This window comes from Pedobacter sp. GW821-FHT01D05, from assembly GCF_059422505.1.
In genome coordinates this window covers 25,273-50,424 of sequence record NZ_JBWKXA010000006.1, presented here as the reverse complement: position 1 = coordinate 50,424, position 25,152 = coordinate 25,273, and the positions used below count along the sequence as shown (strand labels likewise).

General features: G+C 42.0%; 17 protein-coding genes. 5 read left to right on the top strand and 12 right to left on the bottom strand.

The window, feature by feature from the left end; genetic code table 11:
* Positions 1–12 precede the first annotated feature (12 nt).
* The 8 genes from AC07VK_RS19855 to AC07VK_RS19820 all read right to left on the bottom strand — a co-directional run bounded on the left by AC07VK_RS19855 (position 13) and on the right by AC07VK_RS19820 (position 16,984).
* A complete protein-coding gene (locus AC07VK_RS19855) occupies positions 13–3,213 on the bottom strand; it encodes a SusC/RagA family TonB-linked outer membrane protein (RefSeq protein WP_492963088.1) in 3,201 nt (1,066 codons plus the stop codon).
* Between the two features lie 939 nt (positions 3,214–4,152).
* On the bottom strand, positions 4,153–6,429 hold the full coding sequence (gene katG, locus AC07VK_RS19850; RefSeq protein WP_492963090.1) for a catalase/peroxidase HPI: 2,277 nt from the start codon (positions 6,427–6,429) through the stop codon (positions 4,153–4,155).
* 259 nt (positions 6,430–6,688) lie between these two features.
* Positions 6,689–8,077 carry a serine/threonine protein kinase gene (locus AC07VK_RS19845; protein WP_492963092.1) on the bottom strand — a complete coding sequence of 463 codons (1,389 nt, stop codon included), beginning with the start codon at positions 8,075–8,077 and terminating at the stop codon, positions 6,689–6,691.
* A complete protein-coding gene (locus tag AC07VK_RS19840; RefSeq protein ID WP_492963094.1) occupies positions 8,070–8,870 on the bottom strand; it encodes an FHA domain-containing protein in 801 nt (266 codons plus the stop codon). The genes AC07VK_RS19845 and AC07VK_RS19840 overlap by 8 nt, the downstream gene beginning before the upstream one ends.
* 140 nt (positions 8,871–9,010) lie before the next feature.
* Positions 9,011–13,114 carry an FtsW/RodA/SpoVE family cell cycle protein gene (locus AC07VK_RS19835; RefSeq protein WP_492963096.1) on the bottom strand — a complete coding sequence of 1,368 codons (4,104 nt, stop codon included), beginning with the start codon at positions 13,112–13,114 and terminating at the stop codon, positions 9,011–9,013.
* Entirely contained in the window at positions 13,101–14,546 is a 1,446-nt protein-coding gene (locus AC07VK_RS19830; protein WP_492963098.1) for a PP2C family protein-serine/threonine phosphatase, read from the bottom strand. The genes AC07VK_RS19835 and AC07VK_RS19830 overlap by 14 nt, the downstream gene beginning before the upstream one ends.
* 94 nt (positions 14,547–14,640) lie before the next feature.
* Complete coding sequence (locus tag AC07VK_RS19825; protein ID WP_492963100.1) at positions 14,641–15,594, bottom strand: hypothetical protein; 954 nt, start codon at positions 15,592–15,594, stop codon at positions 14,641–14,643.
* A gap of 46 nt (positions 15,595–15,640) precedes the next feature.
* Complete coding sequence (locus AC07VK_RS19820) at positions 15,641–16,984, bottom strand: serine/threonine protein kinase (RefSeq protein ID WP_492963102.1); 1,344 nt, start codon at positions 16,982–16,984, stop codon at positions 15,641–15,643.
* A 781-nt stretch (positions 16,985–17,765) separates the two neighbouring features.
* On the opposite strand from AC07VK_RS19820, the gene AC07VK_RS19815 reads away from it, so the two are divergent.
* On the top strand, positions 17,766–18,356 hold the full coding sequence (locus tag AC07VK_RS19815) for a GIN domain-containing protein (RefSeq protein ID WP_492963104.1): 591 nt from the start codon (positions 17,766–17,768) through the stop codon (positions 18,354–18,356).
* 174 nt (positions 18,357–18,530) lie between these two features.
* Here the strand turns inward: AC07VK_RS19815 and AC07VK_RS19810 are convergent, their stop codons facing one another.
* The 3 genes from AC07VK_RS19810 to AC07VK_RS19800 form a co-directional block, all read right to left on the bottom strand.
* Entirely contained in the window at positions 18,531–18,950 is a 420-nt protein-coding gene (locus tag AC07VK_RS19810; RefSeq protein ID WP_492963106.1) for a cupin domain-containing protein, read from the bottom strand.
* Between the two features lie 20 nt (positions 18,951–18,970).
* Positions 18,971–19,399 carry a RidA family protein gene (locus tag AC07VK_RS19805; protein ID WP_492963107.1) on the bottom strand — a complete coding sequence of 143 codons (429 nt, stop codon included), beginning with the start codon at positions 19,397–19,399 and terminating at the stop codon, positions 18,971–18,973.
* 165 nt (positions 19,400–19,564) lie between these two features.
* Positions 19,565–20,476, bottom strand: coding sequence for an alpha/beta fold hydrolase (locus AC07VK_RS19800; protein ID WP_492963109.1), 912 nt, complete (start codon positions 20,474–20,476; stop codon positions 19,565–19,567).
* Positions 20,477–20,635: 159 nt separating this feature from the next.
* Here AC07VK_RS19800 and AC07VK_RS19795 point away from each other — a divergent pair, with 159 nt between their 5' ends.
* Both AC07VK_RS19795 and AC07VK_RS19790 read left to right on the top strand, forming a co-directional pair.
* Complete coding sequence (locus AC07VK_RS19795) at positions 20,636–22,045, top strand: sensor histidine kinase (RefSeq protein ID WP_492963111.1); 1,410 nt, start codon at positions 20,636–20,638, stop codon at positions 22,043–22,045.
* A gap of 8 nt (positions 22,046–22,053) precedes the next feature.
* Positions 22,054–22,773 (top strand): response regulator transcription factor, encoded by a 720-nt coding sequence (locus tag AC07VK_RS19790; RefSeq protein WP_492963112.1) that lies wholly within the window; start codon positions 22,054–22,056, stop codon positions 22,771–22,773.
* A 175-nt stretch (positions 22,774–22,948) separates the two neighbouring features.
* Here AC07VK_RS19790 and AC07VK_RS19785 read toward each other — a convergent pair whose 3' ends face one another.
* Positions 22,949–23,416 (bottom strand): Lrp/AsnC family transcriptional regulator, encoded by a 468-nt coding sequence (locus tag AC07VK_RS19785; RefSeq protein ID WP_057933797.1) that lies wholly within the window; start codon positions 23,414–23,416, stop codon positions 22,949–22,951.
* A 199-nt stretch (positions 23,417–23,615) separates the two neighbouring features.
* Between AC07VK_RS19785 and AC07VK_RS19780 the strand changes: the two genes are divergently transcribed.
* Together AC07VK_RS19780 and AC07VK_RS19775 are read left to right on the top strand one after the other, a co-directional pair.
* Positions 23,616–24,662, top strand: a complete 1,047-nt coding sequence (locus tag AC07VK_RS19780; protein WP_492963114.1) for a PLP-dependent cysteine synthase family protein — start codon at positions 23,616–23,618, stop codon at positions 24,660–24,662.
* A gap of 28 nt (positions 24,663–24,690) precedes the next feature.
* Positions 24,691–25,140 carry a protein-disulfide reductase DsbD domain-containing protein gene (locus AC07VK_RS19775; RefSeq protein ID WP_492963116.1) on the top strand — a complete coding sequence of 150 codons (450 nt, stop codon included), beginning with the start codon at positions 24,691–24,693 and terminating at the stop codon, positions 25,138–25,140.
* The last annotated feature ends 12 nt before the right edge of the window (positions 25,141–25,152 follow it).

Sequence of the window (25,152 nt, the reverse complement as noted above, 5' to 3'; positions counted from 1 at the left end):
TTTAGTTAATGTTTATAATCCAATGTTTAAGCCTACCATGAAAGTAGTTGGCTTTGGATAATCGAAAAATGTTTGACCTTGTGCAAATGCATTTCCATAGGTGGTTACTTCAGGGTCGTTACCTGTATACTTGGTGGCCAGGAAGAAATTCTGAACAGATGCATAAACGCGGAGTTTACTTAAGCGTAATTTTTCCACAAGTGTTTTATCAAATGTATAACCGAGTAAAAGATTTTTCCCGCGGATGAAAGAACCGTCTTCTAACCAGTGGGTATCTACGTTGGTTACATATCCGGCAGACTGATCCCTGATGGCGGCAATCGGTGTATTCTGGTTCTGAGGAGTCCAGGCATTTAATACACTGGCAAAACTATTGGCCTGTACCTGTCTGTCCTCACCCGAGTGGTGGGTCATATTCAATACATCATTACCATAAGAATATTGAAGCTCTACAATCAGCTCTAGGTTTTTATAGCGGAATGAGTTACCGAACGATCCCCAGCCTTTTGGTGTTCCGTTACCAATAATCTGACGGTCGGCATCTGTAATGGCATGATCGCCGTTTACATCTAAATATTTAATGTCGCCCGGAAGCAAAGTTTTACCACCACGGTAACTTACATATTTAGCGGCTTCTGCCCTTTCGGCCTCGCTCCAGGTCCCTAAACGAACAAGCCCCCAAAATGAACCCACGGGCTCACCTACCCTGATAATACCAGTTTGATTGGTGAAATTTGGGTTACCCACCCCAAAAATATCATCAGGAGTAGCCAAAGAAAGTACTTTATTACGGTTAAGGGAAATGTTGAAACTGGTTTTCCAGGTAAAATCGTCAGTTTGTACGTTTACTGTATTAATCCCTAAATCTAAACCTTTGTTCTGCATAGAGCCGATATTTTTTCTGATCACCGAGTACCCTGTGGTACGCGGAACCGGTGCATCCAATAACATATCGGTTGTTTTTCTGTAATAAAGATCGGCTTCTAAATTAATGCGGTTATTAAACAAGCCTAATTCTAAACCCGCATCAACCTGAGCTGTTTTTTCCCAAACCAGATCTGGATTTGCCAACCTACCGATACCAATGCCTGTTACCCTACTATCGTTAATAATAGCTGAGTTATTCACTAATGTGGCTAGCGATTGATACGCAGGAAGCTCTGAGTTACCACTTAAACCATAACTGGTTCTTAGTTTTAAGTTAGAGATGGTTTTGTTTCCTTTAAGGAAATCTTCATCTGAGGCTTTCCAGGCCAATGCTGCCGAAGGGAAAAAGGCGAATTTATGGTTCTCTCCGAATTTGGATGACCCATCTACCCTACCTGTAAAAGTAACTAGGTATTTATCTTTAAAGGCATAGTTTAACCTTCCAAAATAAGAGTTAAAAGCCGATCTGTTCCTGCTAGAACCCACTGTAATCGATTTACTTCCAGAGCCCATATTGTTGTTTCCGTAGAAATCGGTTACAAAATTCTCGGCATGGCTGGTGTTGGTAAAGAAGTTGGTGGCCTGCCACGAGATACCCAATAACGCATTAATGGCATGCGATTCGGCAAAACGTTTGTTATAGGTTAAATAGTTTTCCAATGACCAGAAGGTTTCCCGATCGTCGGTAACGTTCGCCGTTCCATTCTGTCCGTCAGAGATACCGTATAATTGTTTGGCATTGTACTCGTTAATGTTACGGCTTACAATATTGGCACCTAACTGGGTACGGAACTCTAAATCTTTGCTAAAGCTAATGGTAGAGTAAATACTCCCCAAAGCAGTTTGGGTAACCATTCCATATTTTTGATCGGTTAAGATGTGCACCGGATTGGAACCTCCTTCTGCCCATGGAATCAGTTTATTATCGCCCCACTTGCCATCTGCCAGTTTAATTGGTAGAAAAGGGAATGCTTCTGTAATCATACGGACTGAATTTAAACCGCCTGTTCCCTGATCAACAATGTTTTCATTCTGGTTATTGTAGCTCAAATTACCACCTACCTTTAACCAGGGTTTAATTTTACTGTCGAAATTAAACCTGCCCGAATAACGTTTTAAATAAGAGTTCAGTAAAAGCCCCTGGTCATCGCGATAGCCTGCAAAAACACCGTAGGTACTATTTTCATTCCCACCTGTAAAACCCAGCTGATGATTTTGCGAAAGTTTATTCTGTGTAGATTCTTTTAACCAATCGGTATTATATAGTGGATTTCCACTGCTATCGAAAAATTGAGGTAAAGCAATTCTGGCTGCTTTTGGAACGGGTGTGGATGCATAATTTCCTGCTGCCCACCCTACCGGATCGTAAACTTTGATGTTATCGTAAGCCAGATCCTGCACTTTAACATATTCGAAGGCATCGAGCATCTTCACATGGTGTGCCGCCAGTGTATTTATACCAAAATCTGCATCATAGGTAATGCGCTGGGCATTTGCTGTTCCTTTTTTGGTCGTGATTAAAATTACCCCATTTGCACCCCTTGCACCATATATGGCCGTTGAAGATGCATCCTTTAACACCTCAACTGAAGCGATATCGCTTGGGTTAATGTAATCGATAGCATTACTGTTCTGTGTTTGCGAGCCCACTGGCAAAGCCACGCCATCTACTACATAAAGTGGATTGTTACTTGTATTGATTGAACTAAATCCGCGGATTTTGATATTAGTCTGTCCGCCGGGCCTACCCGAGTTGGTGTTTACCTGTACACCAGAAATACGGCCAGCTAGCGCCTGGTTTAGGGATGAAGACGGACGTTCCTGAAGCTCACTTGCTTTAACCACACCAACAGAACCCGTGAGGTCTGTTTTTTTTACCGATCCATAACCAATTACCACTACTTCATCTAACTTATTGGCTTCGGCAGGCATCATTTTAACGCTTATGTTGGCTTCATTGCCCACTGTAACATCTTTATTTTGATAGCCTACATAAGAAAAACGGATCACATCGTTCGGGTTGGCCTCAATACTGAATTTACCAGCTTCATCGGTTACAGCAGTTTTACCTGAAGAAATATTTTTGATGCCCACTCCAGGAATAGGCATGTTTTTTTCGTCTAATACAGTTCCGGTAATTACTTTTCGGTTTTGGATATGCATTAAAGGCATTCTTCGCTCAGAAAATCCATCGGATTTTTCAGCAACCGGATTCATCGAAAAAACAGGACTATTGAGCAAAAAAAGCACAGAAAGCCCTGAAATCTTTAGTAGATTGATTTTCATTGGTTTAGGTTTAGTAAATGGTTAGTTAATAATATATAATTCAACTGCTAGCAGCTAAAACGTTTTATCAATTATTCAATAAAAATAACTGATGGCAAATATCATTTTTAATCAGAAGGCTTTGAGTTAAAAGCAATTGTGTGATGGGAGATCGTATTTTCAAACTTTTTAAAAACTACACACAAATAAACTACACAGACATATACTGCACCACATGCAGCAAATATTCCTAAGCTCATCATCATATTCGGTTATTGATAAATCGATTTATCAATTCAATATTAAATATTTTATCACAAAATCAAGAATATTATTTCGATCATTAGAAATACGCTATCGTATAAATTCGATTACAGTATGATTACTTTTACAGGCACTGATTTTTTTGAATAAATATTCCAGGTAAATCAAAAAATGGCTCAGTCTAAATTCATTATGCCTCACCTACTTAAGTGTATTTTTAGGAATTGAATAAAAAAAATGAGTTTTTTTTTCAAAAGAAGGGTGCTCAGTTTTATCACAGCGCGCATTAATCAGTTCGCCTATTTTTAATTGCTGGGTAAATCCGTTAAAACGAGAAAGCCCCATATTTCTATGAGGCCAATTATTTTGTCTTATTAGCATCCACCAATAAAACTAAACCAAACAAACTAATGAAACTAAAAGACAAATAAGTTTGAGAATTGTTTTTAATAAATAAAAAATATTAAAATATTTTTTATTTATTAGGTTATAGGAGAAAATAGATGCTGCTCAAACTACGTTTCAAAGGTTTCCAATACTAAAAACAAACCATTTGCTGAAAGATGGACGTGTCTTATGCTGAATTACCCTTCACAAACTGCAAAGTGAGATCCGCATCAGAACATGAGAAAAAACGATAATACAAAAAAGGCACCGAAAATTTCGGTGCCATTAAATGTTACACTGTATTTCTGATTAATTTAAATCAAAACGATCTAAATTCATTACTTTATTCCAGGTGGCCACAAAGTCTTTTACAAATTTATCTTGTGCATCTGTGCTTGCGTATACCTCTGCAATTGCCCTAAGTTCGGCATTAGAACCAAATACAAGATCAGCACGGGTTGCGGTCCATTTTGGCTGACCAGTTGAACGGCTGCTTCCGATATAGAGTTCTTTATCTTCTCCCACAGCTTTCCATGCAGTTTCCATATCCAATAGGTTTACAAAAAAGTCGTTAGTTAACTGACCGGGTTTTCCGGTTAAGACACCATTTTTCGAACCATCAAAATTTGTATCCAGCGCACGTAAACCACCCACCAACACCGTCAGTTCAGGTGCAGTTAAAGTAAGCAACTGGGCTTTATCAATCAGGAATTCTTCCGTAGGAACAGGAGATTTTGAATTACGGTAGTTACGGAAACCATCAGCAGCGGGCTCTAAATAACCAAAAGATTCTACGTCGGTTTGTTCTTGCGAAGCATCCATCCGTCCAGGCGCAAAAGGAACTGTAACTGAATGTCCGGCAGCAGCGCCAGCTTTTTCAACTGCAGCATTACCTGCCAATACAATTAAATCGGCTAAGGAAACTTTTTTACCATCAATTTGTGCTGCATTAAATTCACTTTGAATATCCGATAATACGCCCAATACTTTTTGTAATTGTGGAGGATTGTTAACTGCCCAATCTTTTTGAGGAGCCAAACGGATCCGCGCGCCATTGGCACCACCACGTTTATCAGAACCGCGGAAAGTAGAAGCCGAAGCCCATGCAGTAGAGACCAATTCGGCCACACTCAGTCCTGAAGCCAATACTTTTGCTTTTAATGTTGCGATATCGCTCTCGTTAATCAATGCATGGTTAACCGCAGGTATTGGATCTTGCCAAAGCAATTCTTCCTGCGGTACATCTGGCCCCAGATAACGTGCCAAAGGTCCCATATCGCGATGGGTTAATTTAAACCATGCCCTGGCAAATGCATCAGCAAACTGATCTGGATTTTCTAAGAAACGTCTCGATATTTTTTCATAAGCCGGATCGAATCTTAAAGAAAGATCGGTGGTAAGCATGGTTGGCAGATGTTTTTTCGATCCGTCAAATGCGTCAGGAATAATAGCCTCCGCATTTATAGCTTTCCATTGATGTGCACCGGCAGGGCTTTTTGATAATTCCCATTCAAATCCAAACAGGTTTTCGAAAAAATTATTGCTCCACTGCGTTGGTGTTGTGGTCCAGGTTACTTCCAACCCACTCGTAATGGTATCAGCACCCTTTCCAGAAGCATAACTATTGTTCCATCCTAAACCCTGGCTTTCGATACCGGCGGCTTCAGGCTCTTTGCCCACGTGATCTGCTGAAGCAGCACCATGCGTTTTACCAAAGGTGTGCCCACCAGCAATTAATGCTACTGTTTCTTCATCATCCATTGCCATGCGGCCAAAAGTATCGCGGATATCTTTCGCAGCAAGGATTGGGTCTGGGTTTCCATCCGGGCCTTCAGGGTTTACATATATTAATCCCATTTGCACTGCAGCAAGTGGTTTTTCTAAGTTACGTGAGTGAACATCTCCATCGGCATCGTCATCCGTAACCACTACGCCATGCGCCTTATGTGCACCATCAGAACCGTGTGCATAACGGAGATCGCCACCCAGCCAGGTTGTTTCTGAACCCCAATATACCGATTCATCTGCTTCCCAAACATCCTCACGCCCGCCGGCAAAACCAAAAGTTTTGAAGCCCATTGATTCTAGTGCGATATTTCCTGTTAAGATCATTAAATCTGCCCAAGAAATTTTGCGTCCGTATTTTTGTTTAATGGGCCAAAGTAATCTGCGGGCTTTATCAAGGCTCACATTATCCGGCCAACTGTTCAGCGGTGCAAAACGTTGTAATCCGGCACCTGCACCACCACGGCCATCGCCTACTCTGTAGGTCCCTGCACTGTGCCATGCCATGCGGATAAATAAACCTCCATAGTGACCAAAATCTGCCGGCCACCAATCTTGCGAATCGGTCATCAGTGCATGAAGGTCTGCCTTTAATGCGGCTAGATCTAAACTTTTAAAAGCTTCGGCATAACTAAATTCTCCATCCATTGGGTTGGATAAATTAGAATGTTGACGCAAAATACTCAGTTTTAACTGCTTTGGCCACCAGTCGCCGTTTCGGGTCCCGCCACCACCTACATTACTTTTCATGCTGCCATTATGAAACGGGCACTTGCTAATATCGTTCGATTCTTTTTCCATATATATTGTCTTTTGTTAGTGAAAACTGATCCGCTATTAAAACTTAACCAGATTACTATAAATTTAGAGAATTGAAAGAACTAATCACAATCATTTAATTCTATAATGGAATAGTTAGAATCTATTACTATGCTATATCAGCAATTTAGGAGGATGCCAGGGCTTAGATTCATAAAATATAACTTTATGTTAATCCTTCCTTAAAACAAAAAGGCCTACTAAGTATTTAACTTTTGGAGGATTGATGTAACTGTTTTTCTCAGAATATACCCAGAAATTTCTTCTTCTTTTTACCGTTCTGTTTCCTTGCTTTTTCGGTTGCTTTTACTTGCTGGGCCCATTGCATTTTTGCTTTCCGAATGCTGTCTTCCTTCGCTGTTTGCAGCGATTGTCTGTACTGTTCATTTGCAATTTCAAATGGTGACCGGTATGAGGTTGCCGGTAAGGCTGTAATATCATGGTTTTCTGTCTTAGTTAAGCTATAAACTACAAAGACAACAACTAAGGTGCAGGCGGCAGCGTAGCCTAAAAAAGCCTTTCTTGGCGCATGGATGTAATTTTCCTGGTGATATTCACCGGTCGAGCCATTGTATTTTATTCCAGCCTTCAGGGCGAGCGGTTTTAGTGTTGCGAGCTCTTTTTCAAGCTTTTCGTTCTTTTGCTGTGCCTCACCGTATAAGGCGGCATAATGCAAGACTTCGTTGGGTATGGTGGTTTTCGCGTCCCTGGTATCTTGTGGTGCCGATAATAGCCCGGCAGTAACTGCTTTCTGCAGTTCCATTCCACTGGCATACCGGTCATCTGGATTTTTTTGCAGGCATCGTCCGATCAACTTGATTAACCATTGGGGTACCTGCATTTCTGCATGTAGAATATCGTCCTGAAACATATTTTCCAGATTGCTTTTACGCAGTAACATGGCATCGGGGATTTCCTTTTCAAGATGTGCGATCATGACCGTGTTGCGGGAGGTATCGCCCCCTCCTTCGAGTGGAAAAGGAACCTGCCCGGCCAGGAGTTCATACAGAATAATACCGTAACTATAAACGTCTGTCTGTAACAGCATTTTTCCCTCATGCTGTTCTGGCGCCATAAATTCTACTGCTCCGGCATGGCGAATGCTTGTCCTGCGCTGCTCTTCACTCATAATGGCCAGGCCAAAATCCAGTAGCACGTAATTGGCAGTCTGCGTATTGTACTTCACATTATTGCTTTTAACATCACCATGTTTAACCCCAAACTGATGACAATGTGCAAGTGCCGCAGCCAATTGTTCAGCTACTTTCAATAGTTCTTTAACAGTGAAGACTTTTTGATGCGGAGGCAATAGCAGTTCGCTAAGTTCGGGGCCTTCGATGTATTCCATTTCTATATAAGGAAAGGAACCGCTATCGGTGATCCCCGAACTAAGTATCTTCACCACATTCGGGCTGGGATGAATATTTACCTGCTGTAGCTTATTCACTTCATTGAGGAAATTCCGGTAGTTTTTATCGCTTTCATCTTCCACATAAATTGGTGTGGGGATAAGCTTAATAGCAGAATAAACCGGTCCCATGCGCATCCCCTTGTAAACAGATCCCTGCCCACCGGTTTTTAAAGCCCCAAGGTTTTGTAGCCCTTCTGCAATTGTAAAAATTTTACTCATGATGCTGCGGCTTAAAACTAAATTCCAATACGACCGATTCTCCTAAGATAATCTGATCTCCCTCGGCTAATTCCTGGCCGATCTGCGTAGCATGGAGTTTTACTGTTTTTTCGGTTAGCGCTGAACGCAATTTAACCTTATTGCGGGGCGGTATCCCACCTTCATCTGCGAAGATTAAAAATTTGGCTGTGTTGGTGTCCCATTCAATATGCGCGTGCTGCCTGCTGATGTACTTATTTCGTTCATCATCACTTTCCGATGGAAATGCAATGTGGTTGGTACGGAAATAACCTTCATCAGATTGTGCCTTTTCATCTCTGCCGATATTGTATTTCCCTCCCGTGGAAGTTATTTCATAGCTTGGCTGTAAAGTCGTGCCGCTAAGCGCTTTCAGGTAGGCTTTAGACTCCTGCTTAACAAAATGGGTTTTGGTTTTAACCAACAGTGCTACTGGCAGCTGCTGCATTTCTACCGCGTCGTCCGGAATAGCTTCATCGAAAGCAACTGTGAGTGACCAGCCTGAGGGCAGATCCAGCGAATAGTCATCACTGATGCGTTGTATCTCGTTTTTTAATTGGTCGGGATCATCGGTGAATACAGCAGCTTCATACACATGGCGCGCTGCAGGGCTGCAATGGATAAAAATACCCAAACCTTTGATATTTGCGCCTTCTCCGCCCTCCGCTTTTTGTAACTCCTGTTTTACAAATTGTAGTAATGCGTGCCTGATTCCCTTCACATCGTCGGGATGTTCCCCACTTGCGCTTTTGAAGAGGTCGAATATCATTTTCATCTGTATGTTTGTTAGTGCTTGCTACTGTGTTATTTAAAATATCGAATTAAACATCTGCTCCGCTCCCAATTATAGTAAAGCTACACAAGCTATCGATTGGTTGATTGATTGATGGTTTGAGTTAAAATGTTTCAATGTCTTCAATTAAATTCCGGTATAGCTGTATTGTCATCAGTTTTGGCCGAAGGCACAATGCTTTTAATATAGCCACCTTCTTTCAAAAACGGGATTACATGCCTGCCAGCCAATCGTACAGCGTCCGATGATCCTTTGGTGGCCTCAATGCGTATGCAGACTACAATATGGCCCTTGCCAGTTGCAGTCGGTGCAAAAAATACGTACCAGCCATCATTAATCTGCTGTTTCTTCCAGATCCGCTCCGGCGTACCGGTTTTACCAGCAACGGCCAGTCCTAGCGTTTGCGTTTTTGGACTGCTCTGTTTGATCATATACTCCTGCATCAGCCTGGCGTATACCGGATTGTTTACCAATTTCGTACCAGTTTTTATCGCCTGTGGCTGATCGCTTACTTTAAGTACAAACCTGTTTGCAACCATGTTTCCATTATTTGCAATACCCGCAGCCATTCTAGCTACTGCCGCTGGGGTTGCAATAAGTGCGCCCTGCCCCCAAGACATCCCGGAAATTCCCTTTGCCCTGGTCTTTCGGATATTGTTGGGATCATACTTTGGTTTAGTGTTGAATTCGGTCCTGCGCCAAAGCTGTTTCCATTTTTCTTCCTGTGCTGCGTTTTCGCTGGGCTTATTGTAATAATATCCTCCGGCCCCATGCAGGAACATGCCTGTTTTTAAGTACAGCTCGCCCATGTTTTCCTGCAGCTGCTCCTGGTTTGCAAGTTTGATGAAATAGACGTTGTTGGATTTCACCACCGCCCGTTCCAGATCAATCCATCCCGTTTCATCCGGCTCAATACCTTTTGTACGGATACGCTCCCAGGAGGCCACCTGATATTTTTTTTCGGCAGCGGCCATGCCCAGTTTATTGAAGGATGCCATGGCGGTAATCAGCTTAGCGGTTGAGCCTGGCTGTGTGAAATTGGTAAAGCCAAGGTCAGCGGTCGTTGTCCACCCCGAAAGCTGGTTCTGTTCTGCATTGGTCATGGTTAACCGTTCCCAATCATGTATGGGTGGCAGCGGATATACGGCTGAAGTAAGGACATCACCCGAACTTGCTTCCATGATCACTACAGAAACCCGGTTATCCGATAATGAAGTGTCGCGGGCAATTGACTTTTGTATCTTGGTCTGCAAGCCGGCATCCATTGTTAATTGTACATCGCGGTTTTTATTTTTAAAATCTTCAACTTCTTTGCTACTGATTCCGGCAAGGAGTAACGGAGAAAGTGCGGCGTAATCTTTTTTCACAACCGTCATTTCCTTAACTCCCCGCACCAGGAAACGGTTTTCACTGTACCTATTTGCAAGGACGGTAAAGCTCTTTACAGGCAGTTTAAAGCCGCGGAGTTCAGCCGCGTGTTCATAATCGGCAAAATAGCCATTAATACTTCCGTTAAATATACCTGAATTTGCATCGCCTGTCCAAAAAAACAATTGTTCTTCGAAAGGATAATACCGGTCTAAACGCTGATGCACTGCAGAATCGAGATTGTAATCCGGAATACCTGCACCAATAAGTTTGAAGTGTTGCGCCCTCACACTGTCAACGTTACTGGTTGCCATTAAAATGCCCTTGCGGTCGTGTATGGTTCCGGCTTTTAAACGGCTCATCAATATTGCAATACGGGGATTATAACTGAACATTCTAGCGCCGCTACGGTCTGCTACAAGGGCCGGCTGTACTACCCATTTCCGGTTGTTCAGCACATAGCCCGCTACATTAGCGCCCAAGAGCAGGATGCCCAAACAAGCAGCAATCAAGGCCGGCACAAGGTTTTTGTCCTGCGCCTTGGCGATGTACTGCATCTGTACTTCGCTGCCCCGGACAGCAGATACCGACATCAAAAATCCGGCGGCTAAAAAATTGAGTACAAGTGATGATCCCCCATAACTTTGAAAGGGCAGGGATACCCCCGATAGCGGTAGCGCTCCGGTAGAACCACCTGCTATGAGCAGAAACTGTACAAAGGTGGATACGCCAACTCCTGCACTTAAATAAAAGAGAAATGGTGATCCGGTCCTCCTCCCGATAATAATGGATCGGTGAAGGTACAACAAGAACAGCAGGAAGATGCACAATATGCCCGTTAATCCAAATTCTTCACCTATTGAAGGTAAGATCATATCAGTATGTGCTTCAGGAATGGTTTTGGCAAAGCCCTGGCCTACGCCCTGGCCGGTTGCGCCACCTGTAGACATGGCCCACAAACCGTTGGCCACCTGGTCGCCGCCATAAACCTCATTGTTCCAGGCATCCTGCCAGATTGCTTTACGATCTCCCAGGCGCTGCACAGGCCCAGGGAAGACGCGGTCCAGATATGGAATCTGATCAATCGTTAAAAAAGCCGACATGATTACCAGCACCATGATGGCAGACTCACTGAGCTGCCTGCGCCCGAAAAACATCAGCGTACCCACCAAAAGCAAAGTGATTGCGGTGGATATCCATATGTTTTCAAAAATCCATGAGGCCAATACGTATAACACGATAGCGCCTGCCATGAACATAAAATCGCCCCGGGAGAATGAAAATAGTATAATAAAGGTGAAACAAACCACCATTGCCGGACCAAGGTCTCCCAATATCAGAAATAACATGAGGGTTAACAGTATCGCCAATAAGGCAAAGGAGAAAAATGACCATCGTTTTTTCCAGCTCATATATTCACTGATCAGTTTCTCGTTTACGGCAAAAAATCCGGCAAGAAAAAAAATGATCAGGTACTTTACCACTTCACTGGGCTGAAACCCGAACAGGTTTACCTTTACACCACTTCCTTCTGGTCCGGTTCCGAATAAGATCGTGAGTGCCAGCAATCCAATGGCGGCCAATGCCCAGGGCCATCCGTTTGCAGCTGATCGAATGTTCTTAAATAAAAGCAGGCGATAAACCCAGGTATCGGTATTGAAACGGCGCAATTTAATGCACAGCATCAATAAGATGCCTCCGAAACCCATTAACAGGTATAGAAGGGAATCTTTAGCTAAAAAACGGTCGCGCAGCGGATCCTGCAAACTCAGCAGCATCAGGAATGATATGCCTGTGAGCATCATCACTACGGGCAATATGACCTGATCGGCAGTGCTGAATTTCCATGACAGGATAAGGTGGACAAGTAAAAATCCACCGATCAGGCTTCCGCAGATAATCATAAACCACTTGTTGAATTCTTCGGGTGTTCTGATGATCAGTGATTTTTCCTTTTTGAGGATATTAAAGTCCCTGGTAGAGAAAAGCTTTATCGTATGTGGACGCTGTTCAAATGTAAAGGTGGTATTTTCATCAAGATTTTGTACGCCCTTTGAGGCGCCAAACTGAAAACCTGGTTTTAAAGGCAAGACCTTAAATGCCTGGTTGCCGGGCAAGTTGGCGAAAGTAAATTCCCCGGTAGCACCAGTACGGGCATAGGCGGTAAGCTGTATTAATTTTCGTTTATTGGCAGTATCCAAAGTATAAACCTTTGTGATGCCATTTGCTTTTTCAGTTATATTTTTGATGGTTTCTGTCGGCTCATCGTTGTAAATACTGTCCTGTGGCAAGATCATTTCCAAACGGACCAAAACACCTGGCGCAGCTTTTTTATTTTCTATAATTTTCCCACTGATATCATGCTCACCTATGGCGAGGTTTACCTTGGAGGGATACGTGCGGGGTTTACGTTGCTCCTGGTCGAATTTAAGCGAATCATCACCCGTATAACCGAGCAGTGCACGGGATGCCAGCACCCTTGCTTTAAATGATTTACCCCCTCTTGCATAGGCCTCGTCTGCAGGCAAAAAGTACCTGCGTTTGTTCACTTCGCCGATATTATCGAGTTCCTGGACATTAGGCGTTGCAGATGCAATGGTTTTTTCTATCAGGTCAATGTCCCGCTGATCTTCAAAATAGTAACCTTTTTTAAGTAGGTTACGGATATGTTCGGCGGGTTTTTCAGCATTCAGGTTAACCATCGTACCGGCTTTTAAGCGTGGTGCAACTTCTGCAAATCTGGGTTGAATGATCGCGTATAACTGGTAGAAGAAGAGCGCGAGAACCGTTGCGGTTGCTAATATAAAGATCCGCTCACGAGCCCTGCTCACTTTTACTGCTCCTTTATTTTGCTCCATTTTTCGAATCTGCGGTTTTAGGGGTATTACCTTTTAGTAGACTAATCTTCATCAATTCTGCATTTACCGGTTTCCCGTCAGGAAAATGGATGTTATTCTGTATAGGGATTAAACAATTGGTGAAGGTGATATTTTTGAGTAACACTGCCTGGTCTGAAATGGCGATAGCGGTAGCGAAGCCTTTAAACTGCAGGCTGTCCAGCTTCAATAGCCTGGATGGAGGGAGCATCGTTATGGCTGCACCTTTATATCCGCTATCCGGTTGAAGCACAATACCCTTTGCAATAACATACAGCGTGTCTTTCCGCAGGCGTAAAGTATCGCTGATCAGTACCGGACTTTTAAAAATCGAGTCGGATAACACAAGCGTGTCCCCAAGGGCGTGGTCAAATGCATCTTGTAATAACTGTTCCTGGCTATTTCTCACCTTTTGTTTCGGTAATGGACTAAGGGTAGAGACCGTATCTATCGTATGCTGGTTCTGCACGTACAAAAATACGGTAGTGCCAAGGAGGATGAGGCATAAAATGATAAGCGCGGTGAACCAATAATTTCTTTTGGGCCCTGCATGAGTTGACGGTGCTGGATTTTCAGGCAACCGTATGCCCTCATTAATTTCTGTCCCTACAGCAGCATGAACCTGTTGTTTATAGTCTGGTCTGGTAGGTGATACTTGTTGAGGCTTTTTGTTGTTCTGCAGCAGTACAACGGTGATGTTGTCACGGCCGCCATTTTCATTGGCAAGCGCGATGAGATTGCCTGCTTTTTTAGCAAGTGTATCCCCCTGGAGAAGCAGGGTGGTAATATCCTGTCTGTTTACCATATCGGTCAGTCCATCACTGCATAATACGAGCAGGTCGCCCGGCAGGAAAGGAGATTGACCGGTTTCAATATAGCTCTCATCTGTAGCAATCTGATCACTGAAGCCAATCGCCTTATTAATTTCATTGCGTTTGGGATGCTGCATGGCCGCGGTCTCGTCCAGCCTCCCCGAATCTTCAAGAAAACCCACAAATGAATGGTCTTTAGAGATTTTGATCAGCGATCCATCCCGTAGCAGGTATAATCTGGTATCACCAACATGAGCATAATAAAATTGATTATGCTCAATATCCGCAATTACCATAGTGGCTACGCAGGCCATTTCAGAAAGGTCTGTTTCTGTTTGCTTTTTGGCAATGATCATTTCATTTGTATTCCTGAATGCCATGATCATCTGCGAGATTGGATCGGCTGGACGATCTGTGAATTGCATCGAAATCTGCTCAGTTGCAATACCTGCTGCTACCTCGCCGCCCTGATAGCCACCAACACCATCTATTACAGCCGCCAAAATCAACTGATCGTTGGTAAGGGGCTTAACAATAAAGCTATCCTCGTTGTTGTCTCTGGATTTGCCGGTGTCTGTAAGGCCAAAAAAGTGTTTATCCATTTTTATTACGGGAGTTTTTAATGTCTTTAAAATGAACGATCATCAGCGCAACGACCAGCGATAACAATAAAATGGATAGCAGTTGCGACATTGGTTAGGATTTAAATAAGTTTATACCGATTATACCATTGAGTAACATCCGGGAGTTTAGCGGCAAAGAAACCCATTGTGGTGAATTGATCTCGCTGCGTGGTATCAAAACCTCGTTCAAAGTAGTAAGTTCGCCGAAAGAAGCCAAATAGAAATTACCGTCTGTTTTGTTGTAGCGAATGTGTAGGTGTGGTGAATTGACCCATTCTGATGCGATCTTGAAAATATTGGAATCTTCGCGTCCGTCATCATTCCCCGAAACGATAGTATCTTCTGTTTTAATCAGGAACTCGATTTTTTTGCCCGAAAACTGCTTGTCGGGTACGATGGCTTCCAGCCGGCCGATAAGGGCCTGGTCCTTGGACGATGTAGTATTGCCCTCAACATATTCCAATTGCGCATCGTATGGGATTTCCATATAGCCTTCGCTGTAATAAGTAAAACCCTTTAAAATATCATTGTTGATATCGAATGTCTGCGCAATACCAGTTTGGCGGGGAATAAAGGTTACCCGTAGATTTTCCGATTTCTGATTGTTGTCTGGCAGCAATTTTCCGATAAAACCCTTATCGCCCCTTGCGTAATCCGGATGTGATACCAACCGGAATACCCATTTTGAGCCAGATGGCTCAACATTTTTCCCGGCTTGCCGGTGTTCTCTTAAAATCGCATAGAATTTTTTGACTGTTTCCTGTACAATTAAGCCCAAAATCCCCTGCTTATTATCTATAAATTCACGGTAATCTTCTGCGTTGAAGGTGATGATGAATTCATGATAAAAAACAATACGATCGGCAAAAGATAATTCCCTGATAGACTCCTTAAATTTATCTACGATAAAGCTGTAAATGGTTTCCGGAGTGAGTTGCAATGCTTTTTGGTCACTGCTCTTGTTTTCATCGGTCAGAAACCAATCCTGAATACCGATACGCTTCCAGAAATTTGATTTTGTTTCCATAAGTTAGGGTGCCTATGCGGCGGTTAAGGGCAATTGTTTTTTAAAATTAAAACTGTACAGGACTAACTGAAGTATCAGGGTTAAGGTCTTCTGTGCTATCGGCAGCTTTATCTCTGGCTTTTTTGATCTCCGCGTTGATTGCACTATCCACCATCCGCTTTGCTGCTGCTGCTTCAGCTAGCTTGCGTTGGTTCGCCCATCTTCGTCTTTCCTGTGCTGTGGTATCAACTGCCGGCGGGATCGAATCTATAGGCTGGACAGCTTGCTGTGGCTGTGGCTCGTTCCCAAACTGGGAATAGCCCAGAAAAGCGATCAGTCCGATAATTGAGATGATCATAAGCGCAAACACAAAATGAGGCAAGAGTATCCCTCTTCTTTCAGGGGCCTGCGCTGTACTTTCCAATGCCAATACCTGATTACGGAGTGATTCGTTCTCCGTTTTGAGCAGATCCATAGCTGAATGGTCTATGGGTAAAGCATTGCCTGCTAAGCTTCCACTAAGCACCGCTTCATGCAAGGCCATTCCATCGCTGTATCTGAGTACAGGATCTTTTTGCAGGCATTTATCGATTAGTTTCAGGAGCCAATCCGGAACCTGCATTTCACGGGTTTTCTGTTCCTCGGTCCAGTTTTCGGGTAAGTTTGTCTTGCGCAGGTTAATCACGTCAGGCACTTCACTTTCCATATGACCGATCATTACCGAATTACGTCCTGTATCGCTATTTCCAGACAGGGGAAAGGGAACCTGGCCTCCGAGTAATTCATATAAGATGATGCCATAACTGTAAATATCGGTTTGCGGCAGCATTTTGCCTTCGTTTTGTTCGGGCGCCATAAACTCCACCGCACCTGCATGCCTGATGCTACTTCTACGCTGCTCCTCACTCATAATGGCGAGTCCAAAATCCAATAGCACATAGTTCGCTGTGTGCAAATTGTATTTAACGTTATTGCTCTTCACGTCGCCGTGTTTTACGCCCAGTTTATGGCAGTGCTCAAGGGCGGCAGCGAGGTGTTGTGCCACTTTTATGACTTCGCTTACCGTAAATATCTTTTGGTGTGGGGGTTGGAGCAACTCACAAAGATCGGGTCCTTCTATGTATTCCATTTCTATAAATGGGAAGGATCCGCTCTCGGTTATGCCGAAACTGAGCATTTTTACAACATTCGGACTGGGGTTTTCATTTACCTTTAGCAACTTTGCAACCTCATTTTCAAAATTGCGGTAATTTTTATCATCGCGGTTCTCGGTGTATATTGGAGTAGGGATTAATTTCACCGCGGAGTAGATTGCACCGATACGTTTCCCTTTATATACCGATCCTTGTCCGCCCGTTCGCAGCGCTCCTAAATTCTCCAGCCCTTCTGTAATTGTAAATACTTTACTCATATTTCTCCTAATAACAATTATAAGGATTTTTTGTTGCCTATTAATAATATAAATATGATCGGGGCTTACACAGCCCAATCCTTTTTTTGCCTGGCCAGGAGGAAATTCCTACTGCTGCCGGCATTCCCCGATGTATAACATCGGTTGGTTGAAATAATAACTGACGTTGCTAGAATAAAGTATCCAGGATTCATCTTATTTATGGAGCCATTATTATGCCAGAACCCAGGTTGGTAACGCAACAAGGTTATTAGTACGAAGTAAAAAGTGGTGGGTCTGAACTTTAGCCGACTCAACTACTGAATTATATGCGTTATTTGATCAAAAAAACAACTAAAAACCAAAAAGAAGCCTGCAATCGATGATTTGCAGACTTTTAGTTTTTTTCAATGATTTCTGATACTGATTCCAGTGGAGCCGAAGGGAGTCGAACCCTTGTCCGGTTGCAAAGCCAGAAAGGCTTTTGGCAAAATCATTAAACAGTACAGCTATTGAAGAATCACTATCATATACGTCGACAAGGGCTTTTATCTTTTAATTCTTTTCGGAGTGTTCAAAACTTACCCGTAAAGTAAAAAAGAAACCCACTCCATCTCTCAGGAAAGAAAACCTGGAAAATTCACAGCGACAACCATCTTTTTGTCTCTGAATTTCTGGCGTTGGTCGATTAGCTTCCCAGGCTGGTATAATGCTGCGATTTGCGCTGAAACGTTTCCAGTGGTTGCACGTCTTAATATCAGAACAATCAATAAAACATTATAAAAATTAAAACTCAAAGCATATGAAAACTTTATTCAAAACATTATTCGCATCATCTTTGGCATTGGTATTATCTACTTCAGCAGTATTATCAGCTAACGCAGCTGAAACCATCAAACCCGTTCACGCTTCAAAAGCATTGAGCTTCAAACGCATTAAAGTAAAGGGAAATGTAGAGCTGACCATTATACAGGGAAAACGTACAGGCATCAGCTATGCAGATGAAAACACCGGCAAAGTTAAGGTTGTGCAGAGCGGAGATGGTTTAGAGATCACCTCATTGGATAACAGCACTGCAAAACTTACCATTTATGTAAATGATATTTACCGCATCCATGCAACGGATAACGCTAAAGTGAAAACACAGGGCAAAATCAATGCACAATATTTGCAGGTTTTCTTAAGCGGAAATGCATCGCTCCACTTAAACGCACAAAGTGAAGGCTTGTATACGGTAATCGAAGATCACGCTGATTTAACTTTAAGCGGTTCAACCGGTGAACATGTGCTCGTAATGGGTAACAAACAAAAGCTAACCATGGATAAATTTGTTGCAGCAAATACAAAAACCAGCTTAAACACTGAAAATGCACTTGCCACATTGAGCAAATAATATATATATATTTTAGTTTAGGCGGTCTGTTTACAGACCGCCTTTTTTGTTTAATCGATACAGATCTGTTCTGGGGCAATCTGAAAAAAAGAAGAATGCAGCCTTCATCACCGATCGATCCTATCCTTGATCTCTATATGGCAATTCCGCATACCATTGCATATCACGAAATCGTTAAGGTTTCTCAACTTTCAATGTTAATAGCGGCTTCCCTTTTACTACGATATAAGTTGCCAGTTCAGAAGCTTTTACTTTGCCAATATTCCTGGCGGAATGATTTTTTCCAGCAGGAATGAAAAGTACTCCACCCGCTTTCAGCACAACAGGTTTTTCTCCTTCAATCACATATTCCAGCTCCCCTTCTAAAACATTAATAATTTCCTCGCCCGGATGCGAATGCAGGCCAAAGGCCTTACCTGCCTCAAAATCGACACGTACCTGGATCGCTTCGTATCCCGGAACAGAAAGATCATGTCGTTGAAGATCTGTACGTTTGATACCAGATTGTTGTGCTATCGCTTTATTTGGCAATAAGCAGCCAAACATGCCTAAAACTGCAATGATGTGTAAGAAGTAATGTTGATATGTTTTCATTTTTTTTGAGGTTTAAAGATTTATTTGGCAAGTGCTATACAATCAATTTCGATTAAAGCACCCAGAGGTAAAGCGTTAATTTGAACAGAAGTTCTGGCAGGCTTTCTTTCTGAAAGGTAACTGGTATAAATTTCATTTACCCGCTGTAACTGCGTAATGTCTTTTAAATAGATATTTACTTTAATAATACGCTGCATATCCGAATTATTCTGTTTAAGCAAAATCTTTAGGTTATCCATGATCTGCTTAGTTTGTAATTCCAGATCTGGCTGCAGCAATTTTGTTTGGAGATTTATGCCTAACTGGCCTGAAGCATATATAAGCCCATTGGCAATGACAGCTTTTGAATAAGGCGCATTATCTTCGCTCAAGGCATGCCTTACTACACTAGCATAAGGTTTACAGGCACAAACGGATATTATAAGAAACAGCCAAAATGCATTTTTCATTTCCTCTAAAGGTTTAAGACAGGAGACTGTATCATAGAAGCGATTTCAGCTCAGATGCTGTCATGTTGAGCCTGTCGAAACACCTTAAAGCGTATTAAACGGCTCCTTCGACAAGCTCAGGATGACAAATCTATATTTGTGAAACGACCTCCTGTCATACGGTTTTTACTGTTTAATGAAGTTTAAAAGTTCTGTGTTGAATTTTTCCAGTTCTTCGATGAACAGGGCATGGCCGCTTTTTTCAAGAGGAACCAGTTTAGCATTTTTAAGCAGTTTACTCATTTGTTCTGCCAGCTCATAAGAACAGATTTTATCAGATCTACCATGTAAAATCAATGTAGGCAACTGAATTTTTTTCAGGTCAGCACGCAGATCCGCATCTCTTAAAGTCTTAAGGCCCTCTGCCATGGCATATGGTGAGGCCTGCGCCTGGATTGTACCCAACCAGGCACCATAGCCTGGAGCAACACTTGTCTGGTTTGCGGGAAATATCTGACCAAAGTTGGCCAGCAACTGTGGCCTGTCTGTGTTATTCAATTTGATTAAACCGTCTACGTCATCTTTCGTCCAAAGCCCAAAGTTAAAATCGGTTCTTTTTGTCCACATTGGTGCCGCTGCTCCAAATAAGGCCATTTTAGATACGTGTGCCCCGTTATACTTGGCTACATAATGAATCACTGTTGCCCCACCCATCGAAAATCCACCAATTGTGGCATTTTTGATATTTAATTTATCAAGAATAACCTTAATATCGTCGGCAAAAACATCGTAATTGTATTTACCTCCCGGTTTGTCTGACAGGCCAAATCCCCGTAGCGTAATACCGATTACCCTATAACCTTTTTCTACAAAATAAGCGTACTGATATTCGTACATGGCATCGCTTAACGGCCAGCCATGGATCAATATTAAAGGTTGCCCTTCACCCAGGTCAGTTACATGAAGTTTTACATTTTTCTCAACTTCTATGTATTCCTCACGCCCGTACGCAGCAGCAGGCCTGTTTGTTTGTCCGTAGGTAGTAACGGCAGTCAATAATGTGATCAGCAATGCAATTGTTGAAGTTAAATTTTTCATTTTTATAAATAATGTTTAAAAGTTGTTAATAACGGCAATATGGTTTGCCCCTATCGGTCCGCAAATTTATCCGGCATTTCTTGCAAATCCTGTTAATGAAATCATAACGAAATGTTAATGGAATCAGACCACTTCAATTTTTTATTATTTTAGCGCAAAATGACCGAAATAAAAAAATATCAGCTCACCGCCTTCACCGGGTTTTTAGTTCTGATGGGGATTCTACTCTACCTGATCTATAACACGTTTGAACTAATGGATCGGCAGTATCAGGTTGATTTGAAACAAAGGTTGAAACAGTTTTACTTAAAAGACATCAAGCAAAATATCTATTCCGGCGGACTTTCCCTAGTAGACTCCTATTTAATCAACAATATCCGTTTATTAGAAAAGGAATATCATAAATCTGGTACGATAAACAACCAGTACGCAGATTCGCTACTTACAGCTATGTTTGAGGACTTACGTGTTAAAAACCCAACGGATTCCCTATTAGAAAAGACAAAAAAACTTCATAAGCTGGGTAGCAAGCTTGAATACCTCATCGTGATAAACAGTATTAGCCTACGCTTTAGCGATAACAAGCCGATCCCTTTATATAACCACTTAAAGAAATATCCGTTTTTAAAATCAAGCCTACAGTCTCAGCAAGGGTATATTATCGGAGGAAAGCTTAAATTTGCCCGGACTGAAAACATAGTAACTTCGGTATCAATGGGTCCATCCATTCCGTATTCCTATGATATCACCTTTACTTTATTTGCCGACAGCAATAACCGGCAATCTCAGATTTTAAAAAGTGCCGCTCCGGTTTTATTGCTTACCCTGTTTGCACTGCTGTTGATCTTTTTTGTCTATTACCTTACATTTAAAAGCTGGTCTAAACAAAAAAAGATCTCAGATATGAAGTCTGACTTTATAAACAGCATAACCCACGAATTTAACACACCTATTTCTACGATTATGGTGGCTAACAGAGCGATACAGAATGAAAAAGTATTTAAAAGCGAAGAAAGCATTACTGAATTTACAGAAATCATTGCAAGGCAAACCAAGCAGTTACAGACCTTGTTTGATCAGGTAATGGACATTACCCGTGTAAATACCGAAATAGAAAAAAAAGAGGTTATTTTCTGCCAATTTTTAACTGAGGTAATACAGGATTACCGTGTTAAAACGAATGATAAAAATGTATATTTTTATACGGAGGGTATACACAACGAAACGCCGGTATTCCTGAATAGATTCTGGGTGACCACAATGTTATCCAATATCTTCGATAACGCTATAAAATATAGTGATAAAACGCCTAAAGAAATACATATCACCGTTGATGGGACACCGAATGGTTTGAGGATCAGTATAAGAGATAATGGAATAGGAATGGAAAAATACACGGTTGAACATCTGTTCGACAAGTTTTTCAGGGGCAAAAATCCTGGCCGGGAACACGTTAGCGGCTTAGGTCTTGGCATGTACTATGTGCAGCAATGCATCCAGATCCATAACTGGAAGTTGGATGTGAAAAGCAGCGTCGGACAGGGAAGCGAAATTTTAATTGTGATTTAATGCAGGCCGTGAAGCGAAAACTACTTTATGTGGAGGATGAATCAGATCTGGGTAATGTAACCCGGCAATACCTTGAACTGATGGATTTTTCGGTGGATTGGTGCTGTTCCGGAACAGAAGCCATTAACCTATACCAAAAAAATCACGCTGATTACAATCTGGTTATCATAGATATTCAGCTTCCCGATGTTGATGGGTTCGGGGTAGCCGGAAAAATCAGGGAGCGCAACCCCGACGTGTACTTTCTTTTTCTTACTGCGCGCAAAGAGAAACCAGACAGGGTAAAAGGACTTACCCTTGGCGCGGTAGATTATATCTGTAAGCCTTTTGACATTGATGAACTGGTATTAAGAATCCGGAACATTATCCGGCATCAAATCCCACAGGCACAGCGGGAAAAGGAGTTAGTATCTAATGTATTGAACATTGGTGACCTATGCTTAAATAAAGACTTGCTGGAGCTAAGCATATCTGGACAAGCCCCAATAACGTTGACACAACGTGAAGCTGAATTGCTGGAATATCTCAACAAAAACCGGAACATAATTACCAAGCGGGAAGAGATTCTGGTTCAGATCTGGGGAGAAAGTGATTATTTTTTAGGAAGAAGTCTTGATGTTTTTATCGTCAGACTACGGAAATTGCTTGCTGTTTCTTCAAATGTAAAAATCAACAATGTTTATGGCGTTGGATTTATATTTTCAGTGACTGGAGTGGAGAAGTCATGACTTAGTTTTCGCATCGCCACCTTTTACGTACCGGCCGACATTAATTGTTTAAAATTGTTTGTTTTAACGATATGATTTTTGATAATTAGAATTACATTAACCCGATTATAGAGAACGGTTTCCAAGTTTACATTTGCATAGGTCAGCAAAACTTTATCGCAACCATCTAACGGAATCAGATAGGATATGCCGTTTCACTTTTAGGCTCTGAGAGTACAAAATAACTTTGAACAGTTGTGATATTGGGCAGTGTAGCGAGTTTGTTCCGCAGAAATTCGTGGTAATCGTCCATATCCCTGGTAGCAATACGGAGAATAAAATCGTGCGCACCGGTCATCTGCAAACATTCCATTACCTCGCCAAACTTAGAAACTTCGGTTTCGAATTCGATCAGGGTTTTAGCCGTATGTTCTTTCAATAGTACATGCGAAAAAGCGATCAGGTTTCTATTGATCTTTTTCCGGTCGAGAATGGCCACAATCCTTTTAATATAACCCTGTTCCTTTAATCGTCTTATCCTTTCATGGATAGTGGCTATAGACTTATGCAGCTTTAAGGATACTTCTTTATTGGTTAAAGAGGCATCATGTTGCAACAATTTTAGTATTTCTACATCAACCTGATCTAAATCTCCGTGGGTCATTGGACGATAATAAATTGAAAAAAAATATAATGGACCATCAAAAAAACAGTCAAAACCAAAATAAAGACTAAATTTTCATCAAAAAAGCAGAAATTTTCTGTAAAAAACAACGTGTATTGACATAAAAAATTATAATACTGAATTTTACCGAAATAAAAATGAATCAAATAGCCGTTGCTATCTGATCTAATCAACAGTCATGACCACAATAACAGCAAATAAAATGACTTCTGCCATGGAAGGAAAGTTCGAACATTTATCGCTTCTGGTTGGTAACACACCAATGCTTGAGCTCACCTACACCTACCAGGGGAGTGTAGGCAAAATTTATGTTAAGTGCGAGCATTACAACTTAACCGGCAGCATTAAAGACCGGATGGCACTTTACACGCTAAAAAAAGCATACGCCGAAGCTAAGATCAAAACTGGCGATCGGATTGTTGAAGCCACCAGCGGCAATACCGGGATTGCATTTGCGGCCATAGGTAAAGCTTTAGGTCATCCGGTTACCATCATTATGCCAAATTGGTTGAGCAAAGAGCGCATGGACATCATTAAAAGTTTAGGTGCAGAGATTATTCTGGTAAGCAAAGAAGAAGGCGGTTTTATCGGCAGCATTAAACTTGCAGAACAGATGGCCGCAAGCGATCCAAATATTTTCCTGCCTAAACAGTTCGAGAATATCGCCAATCCGGAAGCACATGAACATACCACTGGTAAAGAAATCTGGGAGCAGTTGCGCCTGAAAAATCTATCGCCCGATGCTTTTGTGGCCGGAGTAGGTACCGGGGGCACTATTATGGGGGTAGGAAATTTCTTAAAAAAGCAAAATCCGGGCATTAAGGTACATCCACTGGAGCCTGCAGAATCGCCTACCTTAACTACTGGTTATAAAGTGGGCAGTCATAGAATCCAGGGCATTTCTGATGAATTTATCCCTGAAATCGTTAAACTGAAGGAGCTGGATGAAGTGGTACAGGTAAACGATGGCGATGCCATACTCATGGCACAAAAACTGGCCGAAAAACTCGGCCTGGCCGTTGGCATATCATCGGGCGCTAATGTAATCGGCGCCATAAAACTACAGCAAAAAATGGGAATTGAAAGCTGTGTGGTGACCATCTTTTCTGACAGCAACAAGAAATATTTAAGTACCGATTTAATGAAGGCAGAACCTGTTAAAACCGGATACATTAGTTCTGAAGTAGACTTTATCGACTACCAGGCTTTTAGCAGATTACATTAATCAAAACAATCAACAAATAAACCACAACATGAAAAAAATCACCATTTTATTCTGTACCATCTGCCTGATCGGCCTTAGCGCATACAGCCAGATTTTAAAACCTGTAACCTGGAGTTACGCAGCAAAAAAAACCGGCCCAAATACGGCTACTGTTTTCATTAAGGCCACCGTAGATCAGGGCTGGCACCTCTATTCACAATTTGTTAAAGATGGCGGTCCGGTTAAAACAACCTTTAGTTTTCCAGCATCGGGTGCTTATACCCTGGTTGGAAAAACCATCGAACCAAAAGCCATAACCAAATTCGAATCTACTTTTAAAATGGATGTAAGCTACTTCGAAAAGTCAGTAGTGTTTCAGCAAAAAGTAAAACTAAAAGGCAAAACCGCAACTATTAAAGGTAATGTAGAGTTTATGGTATGCGACGATAAGCAATGTTTACCACCAGAACAGGTCGACTTTAGTATTCCTGTAAAATAAGCGCAAAGAGCA

Excerpts from the sequence above, each read along its gene's own strand:
- AC07VK_RS19795 (WP_492963111.1), top strand. The coding sequence starts at position 20,636 with ATGACCGAAATAAAAAAATATCAGCTCACCGCCTTCACCGGGTTTTTA.
- AC07VK_RS19855 (WP_492963088.1), bottom strand. The coding sequence starts at position 3,213 with ATGAAAATCAATCTACTAAAGATTTCAGGGCTTTCTGTGCTTTTTTTG.
- AC07VK_RS19825 (WP_492963100.1), bottom strand. The coding sequence starts at position 15,594 with ATGGAAACAAAATCAAATTTCTGGAAGCGTATCGGTATTCAGGATTGG.
- AC07VK_RS19780 (WP_492963114.1), top strand. The coding sequence starts at position 23,616 with ATGACCACAATAACAGCAAATAAAATGACTTCTGCCATGGAAGGAAAG.
- AC07VK_RS19785 (WP_057933797.1), bottom strand. The coding sequence starts at position 23,416 with ATGACCCACGGAGATTTAGATCAGGTTGATGTAGAAATACTAAAATTG.
- AC07VK_RS19820 (WP_492963102.1), bottom strand. The coding sequence starts at position 16,984 with ATGAGTAAAGTATTTACAATTACAGAAGGGCTGGAGAATTTAGGAGCG.
- AC07VK_RS19775 (WP_492963116.1), top strand. The coding sequence starts at position 24,691 with ATGAAAAAAATCACCATTTTATTCTGTACCATCTGCCTGATCGGCCTT.
- AC07VK_RS19840 (WP_492963094.1), bottom strand. The coding sequence starts at position 8,870 with ATGAAAATGATATTCGACCTCTTCAAAAGCGCAAGTGGGGAACATCCC.
- AC07VK_RS19800 (WP_492963109.1), bottom strand. The coding sequence starts at position 20,476 with ATGAAAAATTTAACTTCAACAATTGCATTGCTGATCACATTATTGACT.
- AC07VK_RS19815 (WP_492963104.1), top strand. The coding sequence starts at position 17,766 with ATGAAAACTTTATTCAAAACATTATTCGCATCATCTTTGGCATTGGTA.
- AC07VK_RS19845 (WP_492963092.1), bottom strand. The coding sequence starts at position 8,077 with ATGAGTAAAATTTTTACAATTGCAGAAGGGCTACAAAACCTTGGGGCT.
- AC07VK_RS19805 (WP_492963107.1), bottom strand. The coding sequence starts at position 19,399 with ATGAAAAATGCATTTTGGCTGTTTCTTATAATATCCGTTTGTGCCTGT.
- AC07VK_RS19810 (WP_492963106.1), bottom strand. The coding sequence starts at position 18,950 with ATGAAAACATATCAACATTACTTCTTACACATCATTGCAGTTTTAGGC.
- AC07VK_RS19830 (WP_492963098.1), bottom strand. The coding sequence starts at position 14,546 with ATGGATAAACACTTTTTTGGCCTTACAGACACCGGCAAATCCAGAGAC.
- katG (WP_492963090.1), bottom strand. The coding sequence starts at position 6,429 with ATGGAAAAAGAATCGAACGATATTAGCAAGTGCCCGTTTCATAATGGC.
- AC07VK_RS19835 (WP_492963096.1), bottom strand. The coding sequence starts at position 13,114 with ATGGAGCAAAATAAAGGAGCAGTAAAAGTGAGCAGGGCTCGTGAGCGG.